17 protein-coding genes are annotated in these 15,889 nt (G+C 70.2%); 9 read left to right on the top strand and 8 right to left on the bottom strand.

All coding sequences use genetic code 11. The features are described from left to right. Positions 1 to 134: 134 nt before the first annotated feature. A complete protein-coding gene (locus KGQ19_RS11560; RefSeq protein WP_212009092.1) occupies positions 135 to 476 on the bottom strand; it encodes an STAS domain-containing protein in 342 nt (113 codons plus the stop codon). 175 nt (positions 477 to 651) lie between these two features. Here KGQ19_RS11560 and KGQ19_RS11565 point away from each other — a divergent pair, with 175 nt between their 5' ends. From KGQ19_RS11565 to KGQ19_RS11575, 3 genes are all read left to right on the top strand, one after another. Beyond that, positions 652 to 1,092, top strand: coding sequence for an ATP-binding protein (locus tag KGQ19_RS11565; protein ID WP_212009093.1), 441 nt, complete (start codon positions 652 to 654; stop codon positions 1,090 to 1,092). 4 nt (positions 1,093 to 1,096) lie between these two features. Then, complete coding sequence (locus tag KGQ19_RS11570; RefSeq protein ID WP_212009094.1) at positions 1,097 to 1,888, top strand: SigB/SigF/SigG family RNA polymerase sigma factor; 792 nt, start codon at positions 1,097 to 1,099, stop codon at positions 1,886 to 1,888. A 168-nt stretch (positions 1,889 to 2,056) separates the two neighbouring features. After that, complete coding sequence (locus KGQ19_RS11575; RefSeq protein WP_212009095.1) at positions 2,057 to 3,049, top strand: anti-sigma factor RsbA family regulatory protein; 993 nt, start codon at positions 2,057 to 2,059, stop codon at positions 3,047 to 3,049. Between the two features lie 187 nt (positions 3,050 to 3,236). Here the strand turns inward: KGQ19_RS11575 and KGQ19_RS11580 are convergent, their stop codons facing one another. From KGQ19_RS11580 to KGQ19_RS11600, 5 genes are all read right to left on the bottom strand, one after another. Then, positions 3,237 to 3,683, bottom strand: a complete 447-nt coding sequence (locus KGQ19_RS11580) for a hemerythrin domain-containing protein (RefSeq protein ID WP_212009096.1) — start codon at positions 3,681 to 3,683, stop codon at positions 3,237 to 3,239. Between the two features lie 21 nt (positions 3,684 to 3,704). Next, on the bottom strand, positions 3,705 to 4,007 hold the full coding sequence (locus tag KGQ19_RS11585) for a hypothetical protein (protein ID WP_212009097.1): 303 nt from the start codon (positions 4,005 to 4,007) through the stop codon (positions 3,705 to 3,707). Positions 4,008 to 4,196: 189 nt separating this feature from the next. Further along, complete coding sequence (locus KGQ19_RS11590; protein ID WP_212009098.1) at positions 4,197 to 5,927, bottom strand: thiamine pyrophosphate-dependent enzyme; 1,731 nt, start codon at positions 5,925 to 5,927, stop codon at positions 4,197 to 4,199. Positions 5,928 to 5,988: 61 nt separating this feature from the next. Then, positions 5,989 to 6,165: a hydrophobic protein gene (locus KGQ19_RS11595; RefSeq protein WP_194891908.1), complete on the bottom strand. Its 177-nt coding sequence runs from the start codon at positions 6,163 to 6,165 to the stop codon at positions 5,989 to 5,991. A gap of 266 nt (positions 6,166 to 6,431) precedes the next feature. Continuing rightward, positions 6,432 to 8,693: an alpha-N-acetylglucosaminidase gene (locus KGQ19_RS11600; protein WP_212009099.1), complete on the bottom strand. Its 2,262-nt coding sequence runs from the start codon at positions 8,691 to 8,693 to the stop codon at positions 6,432 to 6,434. A 113-nt stretch (positions 8,694 to 8,806) separates the two neighbouring features. Between KGQ19_RS11600 and KGQ19_RS11605 the strand changes: the two genes are divergently transcribed. Next, the gene (locus KGQ19_RS11605) at positions 8,807 to 10,063 is read left to right on the top strand and encodes an ROK family transcriptional regulator (RefSeq protein WP_212009100.1); all 1,257 of its coding nucleotides are present in this window, start codon (positions 8,807 to 8,809) and stop codon (positions 10,061 to 10,063) included. Between the two features lie 150 nt (positions 10,064 to 10,213). Beyond that, complete coding sequence (locus KGQ19_RS11610; RefSeq protein ID WP_212009101.1) at positions 10,214 to 11,752, top strand: amidohydrolase family protein; 1,539 nt, start codon at positions 10,214 to 10,216, stop codon at positions 11,750 to 11,752. A 33-nt stretch (positions 11,753 to 11,785) separates the two neighbouring features. Here KGQ19_RS11610 and KGQ19_RS11615 read toward each other — a convergent pair whose 3' ends face one another. Further along, complete coding sequence (locus KGQ19_RS11615) at positions 11,786 to 12,580, bottom strand: TetR/AcrR family transcriptional regulator (RefSeq protein ID WP_212009102.1); 795 nt, start codon at positions 12,578 to 12,580, stop codon at positions 11,786 to 11,788. Positions 12,581 to 12,822: 242 nt separating this feature from the next. Between KGQ19_RS11615 and KGQ19_RS11620 the strand changes: the two genes are divergently transcribed. The 3 genes from KGQ19_RS11620 (at position 12,823) to KGQ19_RS11630 (ending at position 14,437) form a co-directional block, all read left to right on the top strand. Further along, a complete protein-coding gene (locus KGQ19_RS11620; RefSeq protein WP_212009103.1) occupies positions 12,823 to 13,656 on the top strand; it encodes a YhjD/YihY/BrkB family envelope integrity protein in 834 nt (277 codons plus the stop codon). Between the two features lie 97 nt (positions 13,657 to 13,753). Continuing rightward, positions 13,754 to 14,050: a CsbD family protein gene (locus KGQ19_RS11625; protein WP_212009104.1), complete on the top strand. Its 297-nt coding sequence runs from the start codon at positions 13,754 to 13,756 to the stop codon at positions 14,048 to 14,050. Between the two features lie 87 nt (positions 14,051 to 14,137). Next, positions 14,138 to 14,437, top strand: a complete 300-nt coding sequence (locus tag KGQ19_RS11630; RefSeq protein ID WP_212009105.1) for a hypothetical protein — start codon at positions 14,138 to 14,140, stop codon at positions 14,435 to 14,437. Between the two features lie 8 nt (positions 14,438 to 14,445). Here the strand turns inward: KGQ19_RS11630 and KGQ19_RS11635 are convergent, their stop codons facing one another. Further along, positions 14,446 to 14,775: a plasmid stabilization protein gene (locus tag KGQ19_RS11635; RefSeq protein ID WP_212009106.1), complete on the bottom strand. Its 330-nt coding sequence runs from the start codon at positions 14,773 to 14,775 to the stop codon at positions 14,446 to 14,448. A 152-nt stretch (positions 14,776 to 14,927) separates the two neighbouring features. Between KGQ19_RS11635 and KGQ19_RS11640 the strand changes: the two genes are divergently transcribed. Further along, positions 14,928 to 15,617 (top strand): PRC-barrel domain-containing protein, encoded by a 690-nt coding sequence (locus KGQ19_RS11640; RefSeq protein WP_212009107.1) that lies wholly within the window; start codon positions 14,928 to 14,930, stop codon positions 15,615 to 15,617. Positions 15,618 to 15,889 lie beyond the last annotated feature (272 nt).

Consider the following 15,889-nt stretch of genomic DNA (forward strand, 5'->3'; position numbering starts at 1 on the left):
GATCGGGGTCGAGGTGCGGTGAGCAGCGGATCAGCCCGGATGTTTCACTCCCGGGAATCCGGCCATGAGGGCTGCGACCGCCTGCCGCCCCCCTCGGACGGTCAGCCGGCGCCCGGCCCGTGCCAGGCGCCGGTTCAGGCGGCGGGGTCGCGTCCGGTGTCCGGGACCGGCCCGGTCAGTGGGAACAGGTCTTTGACACCGGCCAGCTCCAGGACTCGGAGCACCGGTTGGGAAGGTGCGGCCAGAGTGATGGTGCGGTCATTAGCGGTAGCGCGTTGCAGGGTGTGCACCAGGACGCGCAGCCCCATGGAGTCCAGGAAGGTGATGCCCGAGCAGTCGATGCGCAGGTCCGTGGAGCCGTCCCAGCCCTGCTCGATCTCGGACTCGAACCGGGCGTGCGCGGCCAGGTCGACGTCGCCGGCGACGGTGAGTACCACGTGGTCCGCGAACTGTTCCGCGGTGCAAGAGAACTCCATGGCGGCTCCAAATCCTCGACTTCCCCGGCGACGAGCCGCCGACGGTGGTAGTGGACACCAGCTTTGGCCATTGCCACGGACTCTGTCAACTGATACCTGAATTGTTTCTCGTGATTTTTGTTTCATGAGTAAGCTGGCGGTCCGGTGGCGATCGAGAGAGTGTGGGAGAGCGGATATGGATCCTGAATCACGGTCCGAGCGGGCGGCGGTGGCCACCGAGGCCGGGACGGAGACCGTTCTGCTCCGGGTGCCGGCCGATCCCGACTACTTAGCGGTCATCCGGTCGGCCAGCGCGCACGTCGCGACGAAGTTCGGCTTCACGCTGCCGGAGGTCTCCGATCTGCGCCTGGCGGTCGATGAGGCGGGCGGGCTGTTGCTCCGGCACACGGTGCCCCAGCGGCCGACCGGCGGCGCCGCCGACCTGGAGTGCCGTTTCGTCCTGGAGCCGTCGGTGCTCCGCGTGTTCCTCAGCCTCCAGGCGCAGGACGTGGCCAAGCCCGCGGACGACGACTTCGGCTGGACCATTCTCAGTGCGTTGGTGGACGACATCCGGTGGCGGGCCGAGGGCCCGACGGTGCGGGTCGAGATATTGAAGCGCCGCTCGGCCGGGAGGTGAGGCGATGGAAACGCCCACCGAACCGCAGGACTATGCCCGCGAACGGGCCGCGGCGCGCGCCGCACTGGCCCGGCTCAGGAGGATGCCCTCCGACGACCCCGAGTACAACGGGTTGCGCGAGTACGTCATCGGCGAGTACATGTCCTACGCCCGCTACATCGCGGGCCGATTCCGCCAGCGCGGCGAGTCCCAGTCGGACCTGGAACAGGTGGCCTACGTCGGCCTGGTCAAGGCCGTCGACAACTTCGACCCCGACTACGGCGCGACGTTCCTCACCTACGCCACCCCGATGATCACCGGCGAGGTCAGGCGGCATTTCCGGGACACGACCTGGGATGTGCACGTCCCGCGCCGGGTCCAGGAGAACGCCCTGGCGGTGCGGGCCGCGGAGCGGGATCTCACCCAGCAGCTCGGGGTCCCGCCGAGCGCCAGCCAGATCGCCGAGCGTCTGGACCTGTCGGCCGACGAGGTCGCGGAGGCGTACGAAGCCAGTGCCGCGCACTCCGCCGCCTCGCTGGACGTGCCGGTGGCCATGGCCGACGGTGACGGCGCGAGCCTGGGGGACCTGATGGGCGACGACGACCCCGCGTTCGACCTGGTCGTCGACCGGGAGGCGCTCAAGCCGCTGCTCGCCGAACTCAGCGCCCGCGACAAGCGGATCCTGCTGATGAGGTTCTTCCGGTCGATGTCGCAGAAGCAGATCGCCGACGAGCTCGGGGTCTCGCAGATGCAGGTGTCCCGGTTGCTGACGCAGATCCTCGGGCGGCTGCGTGAGGGCGTCGAGGCCCGGCACTGAGGACGCCGAGCCGAGCTGGCCGTTTAGCGGGCGCCGAAGCGGTAATCCGTGGACGGTGCCCCCTGACGGCCTTGACCGGCGGGCGGCCCCGGGCCGCGGGCTGAAGCCCGCCGCCCGGCGAGTCGCCGACAACGGCGAACCGGTCAGTCGTCTGTGTGAGGTGAGAGAATGAGCGGGCCCGCCTTCGCTGCTCAGGCCCCCGTTCCGACGGAGTCGTTCCGCCACGAGGCCTTCCTGTACTCCGGCGACGAACACTTCGTGGCGGGCGCGACCACCTTCGTGCGCGGTGCCCTGGAGGCCGGACAGGCCGTCCTGGTCGCGGTCGTCGAGCCCCGGGCCCGGCTGCTGCGGCTGGCGCTGGGCCGGGACGCCGAACGGGTCGAGTTCCTGGACATCGCCGACGCCGGCCGCAATCCCGCCCGGATCATCCCGGCGTGGCAGGACTGGGTCGACCGGCACGCCGGCGACGCCCGGGGATTCCGGGGGATCGGCGAGCCGATCTGGGCCGGCCGCACCCCGAGCGAGATCGTCGAGTGCCAGCACCACGAGCGGCTGCTCAACACGGCCTTTGACGAGGGCCCGGGCTGGTGGCTGCTGTGCCCCTACGACCTGGACGCCCTGCCCGGTCCGGTGATCGAGCGCGCGTACGCCGATCACCCCGGCGTGGCGGTCGGCGACACCCGGCGGCCGGGCTTCGGCGGTGCCTACTCCGGCCCCGGTTCGGCGGCCCTGCCCGTCGCCGCCATGCCCGCCGAACCGTTGGAGGAGCCGGCGGGGCCGGTGTGGGAGCTCAGCTTCGATCTGGCGAGCCTGGGAACGATGCGCGACCGCGTAGCGGAGTTCGCCGAGCCCGTGGTGGGCCGGCGCGGAGCCGCCAACGCGGTCCTGGTGGTCAGCGAACTGGCGGCGAACAGCATCAAATACGGCGGCGGGGCCGGGATCCTGCGGCTGTGGCGCGACGTCGCGGCCCTGGTGTGCGAGGTACGGGACGACGGGGTCATCACCGATCCGCTGGCCGGGCGGCGCCGGCCCTCCGTCCTGGTGGGCGGCAAGGCCGGGCTGTGGATCGCCAACCAGGTGTGCGACCTGCTGCAGATCCGGTCGGCGCCGGGACGGGGGACCGTCGTCCGGGCCCGCCTCGGCGGTGCCGGCGGGGCTTGAGGCGCCGAGCTTGAGGCGCCGAGCTTGAGGCGCCGAGCTTGAGGCGCCGAGTCGCTTGAGGTACCGAGTCGCTTGAGTGCGAGTCGGCGGGGCCTGAGACGCACCAGCCGGCCCGGGCGATTCGGTGCCCGGGCCGACCGGCCTTCAATCAGCCGCCTTCAATCCGCGGCCTTTCAGTCCGTCGTCATCAGCCCGCCGTCATCATCCTGCCCATAGCCAGGAGATCGTCGGCGGTACAGACCGACTGCAGGCGCGGGAACACGGTTCGTTCCTCATGGACGATGTGCAGGTTGACCAGCTCCATCAGGTGCCGCAGCGTGGCCTCGAACGGCTCGTCGTCCGGCCGCATCTCGGCCAGCTCCTTCAGAGTCTGCTCGATCTGCGCGTGCTCGCGGTTCTCCCGGTCGGCCAGTTCCGCGCCGGTGTCCACGCTGTGGCGCACCGTCGGGTAGAGGAACTGCTCGGCCACCGACGAGTGCCGGACGATCCGGATCGTGGTCCGGTCGACCAACTCCTTGCGCTGCTTGGGACCGGCGGTCTCCCGGGTCTGGTCCAGCTCGTCGAACAGCGCCTGGACTTCCCGGTGGTCGTGGGTGAGGACCGCGATGACATCATCCTGCGCGTTCTCGTTCACTGGGATATCTCCTCTCACGGTCTACAAGTCGTTGATGACCCGGCGGAGTATTCCGCCCACGACGAGATAGAAGAGCGCCGCGATGCCGTAGTTCAGCACCACGTTGAGATCGTGGCTGCTGGGCGTGAAAAGGTTCAGGAACCAGGTCGCGAGCCAGCTCGCCCAGTCGCCGTCCGTGCTCACGATGTCGTTTCCACCGTTGGCGTTGAGCAGGACGAAGACAATGTGCGCCACGATGATGACGGCGATGATGAGGGTCGCCAGGAAGATGAGGTCACCGGGCGCGCGTCGGTGGTAGAACCGTGTGCGGGTCTCAGTGGTCACCAGAGAGATCCTTTCTCGGCAATGGAATCGATACCGCTTCGCCGCGGTATCGGCGGAAGGAACACGGTCCCCGCTTTCAGTGGCCGATTCATTGGTCGGCCGACTTCGGTCCTGATACCCGGTCCACAGAAATGAAACTGTGGATCTGTGCGTGAAGAACGATAAGACGGTGTGCGGTAACGGATATCCTCAGGACTTGGCCCCCCGGCTGACGATCCCTTCCTTCAGCTTGGCGATCGCGAATCCCCACGCCTGATCGACCCCGGTCTTGGGCGGCAGGGCGATCTCCTCGGGATTGGTGACGACGTCCAGCAGATAGGGGCCCGGCGCGGCCAGCGCCGTGATGACGGCGGCCTCCAGGTGCTCCGGCTCGGTGACCCTGGCCGCCTGCATCCCCATGGCGGCGGCGACCGCGGCCAGATCGGGGTTGGCCAGTCCGGTACCGAACTCCGGAAGCCCGCCCTGTTCCTGTTCGAGCTTCACCATGCCCAGCCGGCCGTTGTCGAAGACCACGAGTTTGACCGGGAGTCCGTGGGCGAGCGCCGTCAACAACTCGCCGAGCAGCATCGTCAGGCCGCCGTCCCCGCAGAACGCGACGACCGGCCGTCCCCGGTCCAGCGCCGCCGCGCCCAGCGCCTGCGGCAGCGCGTTGGCCATCGAACCGAGGTTGAAGGACCCGATGAGGCGGCGGGTCCCGCGCATCGTCACGCAGCGCGCCAGCCAGACCGTGGACATGCCGGTGTCGGTGGTGAACACGGTGTCGTCGGCGGCGTGGGTGTCGACGAGCGTGGCCAGCGCCTCGGGCCGGATCTTGGCCTCGCTGTTGTCCAGCCGGGAGCGGACCTTGCCCACCAGCCCGTGGTCGAAGTCCGGCTCGGTCAGCCGGTGCTGCCGGTTCTGCCAGTCCTCGTAGTCCGAGCGGGCGCGCTCCAGATGGGTCCGGTCCTGTTTGCCGCGCAGCCGCTTCAGCAGTGCCGTGACGCTCAGGCCGGCGTCGCCGACGATCCCGACGTCCACCGGCGTACGGCGGCCGATGTGATCGGCGTGGACGTCGATCTGCACGGTCGGGGTCTTGTCCGGCAGCCATTCCGGATAGGGGAAGTCCGTGCCGATCATGAGCAGGGCGTCCGCCGTCTCGAACGCCTCGCGGGTGGCGGGGTTGCCGATCAGACCGCTCTGGCCGATCTGGAAGACGTTGCCGTCCTCCAGCCCCTCCTTCGCCTTGAGGGTCAGGACCATGGGAGCGGCCAGCCGATCGGCCAGCTCCAGCAGCGCCTCGCGGCAGTCCCGGGCCCCGGCCCCGACGAGCATCGTCACGGTCTTGGCGTCGTCCAGGAGCCGCACGGCGCGGGTGATCTCCCCGTCGTCGGGGGTCAGGTGCGCGGGGACGCGGGTGATGTGCACGACGCTGTCCTTCGCCACCGCCGCCGAACCGATGTCGCCGGGCAGTGTGAGGACCGACACCCCGGGCTTGGCGTACGCGATCTGCACCGCCTGTTCCAGTACCCGGGGCATCTGGCTCGCGGCGGTCACGGTGTGCCGGAAGGCGGCCACGTCGCGGAACACCGCGTCGTTGTCGACCTCCTGGAAGTAGTCGGCACCCAGTTCGGCCGACGGCACCTGGCCGCAGATCGCCAGCACCGGCGCGTGCGACTTCTTGGCGTCGTAAAGGCCGTTCAGCAGGTGCAGCGCTCCGGGCCCCACCGTTCCCATGCAGACCCCGATGGTCCCGGTGAGCTGGGCCTGGGCGCTGGCGGCGAACGCCGCCGCCTCCTCGTGCCGGGTCCCGATCCACTCGATGCGTTCCTGCCGCCGGATCGCGTCCGTCACGGGGTTGAGCGCGTCGCCGACGACCCCCCACACGGTGCGTACTCCGAGGTCGGCCAAGGCGGTGACGATCTGTTCGGCGACAGTGGTCATGGCGTCCTTCCTCACGTCGGGTAGCGGTCCGGCCCAGAACGGGCCGGCACCGTGTCGTCGGTCACCAGCGCCCGTACCAGCGGCGCCGACCGCCCGCCGCCTCCTCGCCGCGGCGGATACCGAACCCGATCAGCCAGGCGGCGAACACGATCACGGCGATGACCCACAAGGCGTGCGCCGCGAAGCCGAGACCGCCCAGAACAAGAGCCACCAGGAGAACCAGCAGAATGACAGCCATGACGTTGTATTCCTCTCTGCGGGCCGCCATAGAGCTGGAATCGGAGCCCGCTGAATTGTTGTGAGGCGTCCTTGTGGCCAGCGATGGACATCTCAAACAACACAGCGGACCCCGAGCAGAAAAATCCGCGGACGAATCTCTGGAGAAGATCCGGCACGGACGCTCAGACCTGCGCGCCAATGCCCCGTCGTGAACGAGCCGGATCCATCGGCCCGGTCAGGACCGCGGATTCCGACCCCGATCCCGCGCGGCGGCGCGGTTCCGGATCACGACCGTGCCGTCGGCGCTGCCGGAGCGATCGGCGGCAGCGCGGCGGCGACCGCCGAGGCGACGGTGTACGGATCGCCGGTGGTGGTGGTCTGGTAGGAGTTCCTGCCGTGCGCCCACGCGTCGTCCATCGCGAAGAAGTCGATCGGCGCCGGGGTGGTCCCGGTGGACAGCGCGGTGTCCAGCGACGCGAAGTACGCCGACCAGCGCTTCGCGTACAGGTCCCGGATGATGCCGGAGTACTCGCGGGCCGCGTAGTCGCGCAGGCCGTTGTCGTCGGCCTGGGTGCGCTCGCCCCAGGTCGTGATGATCGAGCGGGCGTCGTACTGGAGCCGGGCCCGCTCGGCGGGGTCGGTGGACCAGGAAGCGGTGCCGGCCAGCCAGGTGCCGGCCAGGAAGTGCGGGTCGGTCGCGGTGAGCCGGTCCAGGGCCGCCTCGTCGGTGTTCCATTCGGTGACGAGCGTCCGGAACGTGCTCAGGTCCTTGGCGGTGTAGGCGGCGTCGATCTGGGGAAGCAGGACCCTGCTTCGGTTGTCGAGTGCCTGCCGCGCGGTGTTGACGAGGTCGAACTTGTAGGCGGATGTCGACCGCAACGCCGGGGCCACGTTCAGCAGATCGTGCAGTGCGGTCTGTACGGTGCTCGCGTCGTACCGCATCGCGCCGGGGGACCAGGACGCCGTGGTGGAAGCGGTCAACGAGGGCCGGGCCGTGAACAGACTGTCCTGGGGCTCGTCCCAGGTGCCCGAGGCCATGCTGTAAGGGCCCTGACGCAGCTGGTCCCACGCCGCGGCGGCGGCCGGATCGGCACCGCCGTAGCGGGCGGCGGCGTAGTCCGCGAACCAGGCGGACTGGTCGATGGGGGAGCTCGACCAGGCCAGATCGGCGAACAGCGCGAAGGCCGCGGGGTCGGTGCCGGTGCCCTCGGGCATGAAGGCGATGCCCCGCTCCATGCTCCCGCTCTTGGTCAGCCACTGGTGGAACCGTGACACCCACACCGCGGTGTTCGCCCCGAGCGTGCTCTTTCCGCCGAAGTCCGGGATGGTGCCGAAGGCGTACGGCGTCCCGCCCCAATCGGACTCACGGTCGAGGTTGTCATAGCGGTCCGACAACCCGTCGACGATCAGCATCCGGCTCTTGTCGACGCCGGCGAGCAACGCGGCCGAAGGATTGCTCTGCCATCCCAGGATGACCCAGGTCACACCGGGGTGCGCCCGCTCCATCGCGGACTGGATCGCGGTCGCCGCGGCGGTGACGTCGATGTCGCCGGGCGTGCCGCCCTCCTGCAGCGGGTCCATCTTGAACATCGTGCTGTTCCCGAAGGCCGCGGACTGCGCGGCGTAGTAGGCCGCCGCGACCTTGGCGAACACCGGATCGTTCGGATCCAGCCAGGACGGCCGGGTGAAGCCGCCCCAGTCGCCGGGGGCTATGACGTTCGTGCCGGGGTTGCGAGCGGTGAAGTCGGCGGGGACCGTGCCGAAGTAGCCGGGCAGGACCGGCGTCATCCCGAGGGCTCGGAGCTGGTCGCATATCCGGCGGCCCAGGGCGGCCCGGGCGTTGATGAGCTGTGCGGAGACCGGCCCGTCGAAGCTGTCCATGTTCTGCATCAGCCACCAGGGCTGGTGGGACGGCGACGGGATCCAGGACTGGAGATCGGCGGGGGAGTAGCCGAACTTCTGGAGCGCGTCGTAATACGGCTTCTCCCCGCCGACGGTCACCAGCATCTCGTTGATGCCGTGCAGGGCCAGCACGTCGATCTCGTGCTGGTAGTCGGCGAAGGTCCGGTAGGCGCCGGAATAGCCGGCGTCGGTGTCGTTGAGCGCGTAGCGGTTGGGGACGACCGCGGCGTCGGTGAACGCCGACGGCACCGCCGGCAGCCTCGCGGGCAGCCGGGTCGTGCTGCCGGCCGGGAAGCCGATGTCCACGTGTGCGACGTTGCGTAGATACCAGCCGACACCGGTGAGCAGCGTGGCCGGGGACGTGCCCCGCACCGTGACGGCGCCGGCCCGGCCGGACACGGTGAACGAGTCGGCGCCGGTGGCGGAGCGGGGCTCGGCGATCAACGAGATCTGCCTGGCCTGCGCGGGCAGCAAGCGGTGCACGCTCGCCACGGCGGCGCCGGTGTTGAAGGGGGCTGCTCCGGGCTTGGCCGCCAGGGCACTGGCCGCCGTGGCACTGGCCGGTGCGGCGACCGCGCCGAGGGTAGTCAGAGCCAGGGATACGATCCCGGCCATGGCTCTGGCAACGAGAGGGATTCTTCTCATGACGTCTCCGTTTCATTACGAACGGTTCGTTAGATAATCTGGGCGGACAAGACCGCTGTCAAGACCCGTATTGACGAGCCCTGCATCACCCGACTGAAGGAACGACGCAGACCATGTCCGATCAGGTGGCCACCGGCCCGCACGTGCTGCGGCGGATCAACATCAGCGCCGTCCTCGGCGCCCTGCGCGCCGCCGAGGACGCCACCGCGCGGGTGTCCGACCTGATGGCGGCCACCGGCCTGTCCCGGCCCGCTGTGACCCGGGCGCTCGCCGCCCTGGGCCGGGCCGGGGTTGTGGAGTTCCTGGACGCCGAACCCACGGCGCTGGGCCGCCCGGCGGCCCGGGCGCGGTTCCGGGCCGAACTCGGGCACGTGGCCGGGATCGACATCGGACCGCGCACCATGACCGTGGCCATCGCCGACCTGTCCGGCGCGGTGCGGGCCCACCGGCGGCTGGCCACGCCGCCGGAGCCGACCGGGCCGCGGCTGGTCGAGCTGATGCGCTCGGGGCTGGAGGAGCTGGCGCGGGAGGCGGGGGTCCCGGTGGGGAGCCTGTGGGCGGTCGGCCTCGGCACGCCCGGCATCGTCGACCACGAGCGCGGCGTCGTCGTGGTGGCGCCGAGCATCCCGGGCTGGACCGGACTGCCGATGCTGTCCGGGCTGCGGGACTGGCTGGGTTGTCCAGTGCTGATCGACAACGACGTCAATCTCGCGGTGCTGGCCGAACGGCAGGTGGGTGCGGTCGGAGCGGCCGGCACGACGATGCTGTACGTGCACTGGGGCGAGCGCATCGGGGCCGGGCTCGTGGTCGACGGCAAACCGTATCGCGGCGCCTCCTCGGCGGCCGGTGAGCTCGGGTTCCTGGACCTGCTCACCCCCGTGGACGACACTCCGCCCGGAGTGGCCGGCGGCCTCGGCCCGTTCGAGCGGCTGGCCGGTGCTGCCGAGATCCGGCGGTTGGCAGGGATCGATGACGGGACCTCGGCCGGCGATCCTGCCGACCGCGCCGAGGCTGACCGCCGCGACGCCGCCGACCCCGCCGATCGCACGGACCGCGCCGACCTCCGGCCGTTCTTCGACGCGATCGCATCCGGGGAACCCGCGGCCATGGCGGTGCTGGACCGAGTCGCGGGCCGCTTCGCCCGAGGCCTGGCCGCCATGGTCCTGATGCTCGACCCGGGCCGGGTGGTCATCGGCGGCGGCCTCGCCCACGGCGGCGACGTCCTGCTCGACGCGGTCCGGCGGCGCCTGGAGCCGTTGCTCTTGGTGCCCTGCGAGGTGCGGCTCTCAGCACTGCGCGAGAACGCGGTGGCGCTCGGCGCGGTCCGCATGGCCCTCGATCATGCCGAGCAGCGGCTGACAGACATGTGACAGCGCTGTATTTCGTCACGCGCCAGCGACACCGAGACGAAACGCGAATCGTCACTGTCCACGTGACGAAACTCGGCCAGATTCCCTTTGTGGAGAGGGCAAGGAGCGACTGTCGGTCGCAGTCCGAGGCGAGTGTGTACAGTGCCGATTATGACTCGTACAACGTATTCACCGTCACGCCGTTCCGTCCTCGTCGGCGGGCTCGCGGCCGCCGCGGTGGTCAGTGCGCAGGCCCTTCCGACGGCTGCCGCGGCCGCCACGGCCGAGCGTCCCGGCGGCCACGGTGCAGACCTGGCGCTCACTCACGTGACCGTCGTCGATCCCGTTGACGGCCGGGCTCGCCCGGATGTCACGATCCTGATAAGCGGCGGCCGGATCGTGCGAACCGGGCCGTCCGCCCTGGTGCCGATCCCGGACGGCGCGACCGTCGTCGCTCTGCGCGGCAAGTTCGTGATCCCGGGCCTGGCCGACATGCACACGCACGGCCTGGCCTACGAGCAGATCGACCCGGCGCTGTATGTGGCCAACGGGGTGACCACGGTCCGGGACATGGCCGGCAACGCGCTGGTGCGGGGTTTCCGCACGAAGATCGAGGCCGGGACGCTGCTGGGCCCGCGCTACACGGTCGGCAGCCGGATCGTCGACGGCTCGCCCTCGATCTGGGATCCCAAGCTGCTGGACGTGATCTCCGTGGCCGACGCCGACGACGGCCGTCAGGCGGTGCGCCAGGCGATCTCCGAGGGCGCCGACTTCGTGAAGGTGTACTCGCGGGTGTCGGAGCCGGCGCTGCGGGGGATCGCGGCCGAGGCGCACGCGCAGGGGATCCGCTTCGCGGGGCACTGCCCGGACGAGGTGCCGATGGCCGAGGCGGCCGAGCTGGGCCAGGCCAGCTTCGAGCACATGTTCTGGACGCTGCTGGGCACCTCGTCACAGGAGTCTGAGATCCGGGCCCGGATCCACCAGATCCGGCTGGCCCTGGGCGATTACGCGGGTTGGTTCAAGGACATCCACCCGCTGGAACTGCTGGCGTCGAGCACCCACAGCAAGGCCAAGGCCCAGGCCTTGTACGCGCGGTTCGTCGAGCATCGCAGCCGTCAGGTACCGACCCTGATCATGCACCAGAGCCTGGACTACGCGCGCACGCTCGACCAGCACGACCCGCGTAACGCGTACCTGCCCGCGTCGTCCCAGGGCAGCAACGACTACGCCTTGGAAGAGCTGTATCTCAAGGACCGGGCGCCGAGCCAGGACGCCGGCTGGGCCGGGCTGTTCGAGCGCCGGTCGCAGCTGGTCGGCGAGATGCACCGGGCCGGCGTGCCGATCATGGTGGGCACGGACACCGGCACCCCCGGCGTGTTCCCCGGCTTCGCCGTGCACGACGAGTTGCGCCTGCTGGTCCGGGCCGGTCTCAGCCCGCGCGCCGCGCTCTACGCCGCGACCGTCGAGCCGGCGGACTTCCTCGGCGTCGCGACCGGCCGGGTCGCCGAGGGATACCTGGCCGACCTGGCGGTGCTGGACGCGAATCCGTTGCGGGACATCACGAACACCACGAAGCTGTCCGGCGTCGTGGTCCGCGGCCGCTATGTCGGGCCGGACGAGCGTACGCAGCTTCTGGCGGACGTCGCGAAGGCTGCGGCCAGCATGCCAGACTCCGCTGTGGCCTCGGCCGGATGCCCTTGCCACAGTTGAGAATCGCTGCCTTACGGGCCCTGCTTCACAGCATCACGAAGGGCGCGCCGGTTCCAGCATCAGGCCGAATCCGTCCAGGAGGCGCTCCAGTCCGAACTCGAAGAGGGCTTGCGACTCAGTGGCCTGCAACGCCTCCTCGCCGAACCGCGACACCATCGGCAGGTTCCGCGAACTGCGGTCGAACGCCTCCTTGCGCGCCGCCATCCAGTCCCGCCGGTTGAGCCCGCCGGTGCGCGGCCCGTGGCCCTGGGCCAGCGCGATGCTCTGCACGAACGAGCTGACCAGCGCCGCGATCTGCACCATGGCCGAGTACGGGAATCCGCAGCCGGCCACCGCCCGCAGCCGCCAGTCGGTGTAGGCCAGGAGATTCGTGCTCGCCGGCGGGTGCGAGATCAGATCGGCGACCCGGGGCAGCCACGGGTGTGCCTGATACAGCGCCCACTCCGAGCGCGCCGACAGCTCCAGCCTCGCCCGCCAACCCTGCGGCCCGCCGCTGTCGGGCAGCGACCGCTCGCCGAACACGGCGTCGGTGATCAGGTCGATCAGCTCATCGCGCCCGGAGACGTACCGGTACAGCGACATCACCCCCACGCCGAGCCGCGCGGCCACGCCCCGCATGGTCAACGCCTGCGCGCCCGCATCGTCGGCGAGTTCGATCGCGGCCCGTACGATCTGCTCGACGCCGAGCGGCATCCGCTCGGCCGGCTCCACGCCGCGCTCCGCCACCCGCTCCCGATAGGCCTTGCTACGACACGCGCGCGAGCAGTACCGCGGCGGGCGCCCCCGACCCGCCGACGTCAGCGCTGTGCCGCAGACCCGGCAGTCCATCGGCGCTCCTTCCCTCACGCGTCCCCGACTGAAGCATATCGTCTCGTTCAGCGTGACGAAAATGACCTCGAAGGCGGACCGCTCCTGGCTTTTCTTCCGGCAGGCTGCCCGCGGCATACGGCGTATTTCCGACTCGCACCTCGGACCTCACGATGGCTGTGCGCCTTCCAGTCGCCTCAGCCATGGGGGAGTGCTTGCATCGCTTGTGACCGTCATGCACGGCGTGCTGCGAGGAGATCGGAATGGACGGCGAGTCTGCCTACGAGCTGCCGACCGGCAGGTACGCGCGTTGGCGGGAGCGCTGGAGCCGCAGCGTCCTGGGCAACGTGTGGCGCGGCGGCACGCAACTGGAGCTGCTCCGGCGTTCCATGGCCTTCGCGACGCTGGGCCTGGTGGCCCTGGCGCCGCTGCTCGTGGTCGTGGCGGCGGTCAGCCCGTCGTCGCAGAAGGGGCTCGGGCAGTGGGTCGTCGACGGGATGGGCCTTCCCCCGAATACAGCAGTGCCGGTGCTGCGGCTGTTCGCGGCGCACCATCGCGAGGTCGGCCAGATCGGGATCCTCGGCCTGGCGCTGCTGGCGGCGTTCGGCCTCGCCTTCGTGACGGACGTCCAACTCAGCTACCAACGGATCTGGGAGATCCCGCCGGAGTCCTGGCGGCAGGCCTGGCGCCGGGCGGTGTGGCTGGCCGCCCTGATCGGCTACCTCGCCTTCGAGGTGGAGAGCGGGGCGTTGCTGCGGCACGGACCGGTGGAGCAGGCCATGCGGATCATCGTCTTCGTCACCGCCGCGCTGTCGTTCTTCTGGTGGGGGCAGTATTTCCTGCTGGCCGGCCGGGTCCCCTGGGGCTGGCTGCTCCCCGGTGCCCTGGCGACCGTCGCGGGCCTGAGCGGCCTGCGGGCGTTCTCGGCGCTGGTGTTCAAGCCGATGATCGCCTCCAGCGCGAAGGACTACGGCATGGTCGGCGTGGTCCTGGTGGTGCTGTCCTGGCTGATCGGCGTGGGCTTCGTCATCTTCGGCGGGGCGCTGGCCGGGCGCTACTACTGCGAGCGGGTGATCAATCGCCGGGCGGTCGGCTGACGTCTCCGCGCCGCCGGCGGCTCGCCACCGTTTGATACCGCGAGCGCCGGACAGGAGGACGCTTCACGACGATCGACTTCACCGGAAGGGATCCACCATGAGTGTCGGTGACAAGGCCAAGCACACGGCCCAGGACGCCAAGGGCAAGATCAAGGAAGCCGTCGGCAAGGCCACGGGGAACGAGCAGACCCAGGCCGAGGGCCAGGCCGATCAGGACGTGGCGCACGCCGGGCAGGCCGCCGACAAGGCCAAGGAGACCGCGAAGAACGTCGGTCACCAGGCGACGGGCAAGGCCAAGGAAGTGGCCGGGGCCGTCACCGACGACGACGGCCTGGAGGCCAAGGGCAAGGCCGAGCAGCTGATCGCGAAGGGCAAGCAGCACCTCAACAAGTAAGTGGTAGGGCTTCGCGGGTTCCGGGCCGGTCCCGGGGCCCGTGGCGGCATACCGCGAACCAGCCGCCCAAGGTTTTAGGAGCAGACGATGACAGCTTGGATCCGCGTGTTCCCGGGCTCGGCCTTACCGGGCCGCCTGACCGCCGAGGACGTCGAATACCTCGACGGCGCGCTGCGCAACGCGTACGGCGTCTTCCCGCACGACCCGGCCACCGGGCTGGACCTGGCTCGGACGATGGCCGCGAGTGTCCTGAACCGGCGCGGCCTGGACGCCGCCACGCTGCTGCGTCCGTTCCACGCCTCGCCGAACTCTGACGCCGGGGAGATCCGGCAGACCCTGGACGCGCTGGCGGTCGCCATCGACCGGATCGCGGTCGATGGCGGATAGGAACCGGCTCACCGCACGCCGAGTGCCTGCTCCAGCTCAGCCTTGGTCATCTTCGACCGGCCCTGGATATTGCGGTGTCGGGCCTCGTTATAGAGCTGAGCCTTGGTCCGGCCGCGCGGCCCGCTGCGTCCCGAGCGCTTGCCCCCGCGCTGCCCGGAGGAGATGTCGGTCTTGGACAGCCGGCTGGAGTGCTCGGCTTCGCCCTTGCGGGCTCGTTCCTTGTTGACAGTGCGCGCCGCGATCTCCTCGGCTCGCTTCTCCGATACTCCGCGTTCCTCCGCCTGATCCTTGATGTGCTCGTATTGGCGTTCGCGCTTTGCACTCCACGCTTTGGGCATGATGTCCTCCCTCGGCTCGGTGATGTCCGGGCTTTCCGAACCAACGATTTCGCGCCCGCATGCCCGGTGTCGCAGCGGATAAACGGCCGTTTATCTCCTGGGACCCTGGATATACGTGGTGCTTACGTCTATCGAGTCAGAAGGATTCTGAGATGCAGGACACCCTCGAATACGTGATTGGCAGCCGGGTCCAGTGTGCCGGGGATGATTGCGGCGAGGTGGCGTTCGTCGTCGTCGACCCGGTCGCCGACAAGCTCACCCACCTCGTGGTCCGGCCTGACGACAGCATCGACCTGGCCCGCCTGGTTCCGGTGCACATCGCTGTACCCGGCGCCGACGGCGTCGAACTGAACTGCACGCGCGCCCGCTTCGACGAGTTCGAACCCGCGTCGCAGACCTACTTCCTGCCCGACGCGGAGCGTCTCGGGGTCGGCGCCGCCGGCGGTGAGCGGGTCCTGGAGTGGCCGCTCTACGGGCTCGTGCTGAGCCCCACCAACATCATGGGCATCGCGCCGGGCGCGGACCCGCTGCCCACCACGACCGTGGAGCACATCCCGGTCGGCGAGGTCGGCGTCCGCCGGGGCGAGCGCGTCCACGCCGCCGACGGCGAGATCGGCCGCGTGCGGGGCCTGGTGGTCCTGACCCCGGACAGCTCCGTGACCCACGTGCTCCTGGACGAGGGACACCTGTGGGGCCGCAAGCGGGTCGCCATCCCGATCCGGGACGTGACCGGGATCGGTGCGGACGGGGTGGAGGTGCGGCTGACCAAGGACCAGATCAAGGACTTGCCGCCGGTGGACGTCGCGGGGTTGGAAGCCGAGTCGGCCGACACCGCCGGCTGACGGCAAGCTTCTGATCCATTCGAGTGGGGCCCGTTTCGTCGTGGCGATCCCGGGCACGCGGACCCGATGAACGCAAACCCAGTCGCCGACACTGTCCCGCCCATGCCGGCACCGCCGGTTCGCCCCGGTGGTCCTGAGCCTGAGCCGCCGATTCCGACACCGCCGGTTCGCCCCGGTGGCCCTGAGCCTGAGCCGCCTGTTCCGACGCCTCCGAGGCCCGGTCCCGGCCCCGGCCCCGAGCCCGTCCCGCCGCCGCGGCCCTTCCCCGAGCC

The sequence above is a fragment of the Catenulispora pinistramenti genome (assembly GCF_018274385.1).
Taxonomy (GTDB): Bacteria; Actinomycetota; Actinomycetes; order Streptomycetales; family Catenulisporaceae; genus Catenulispora; species Catenulispora pinistramenti.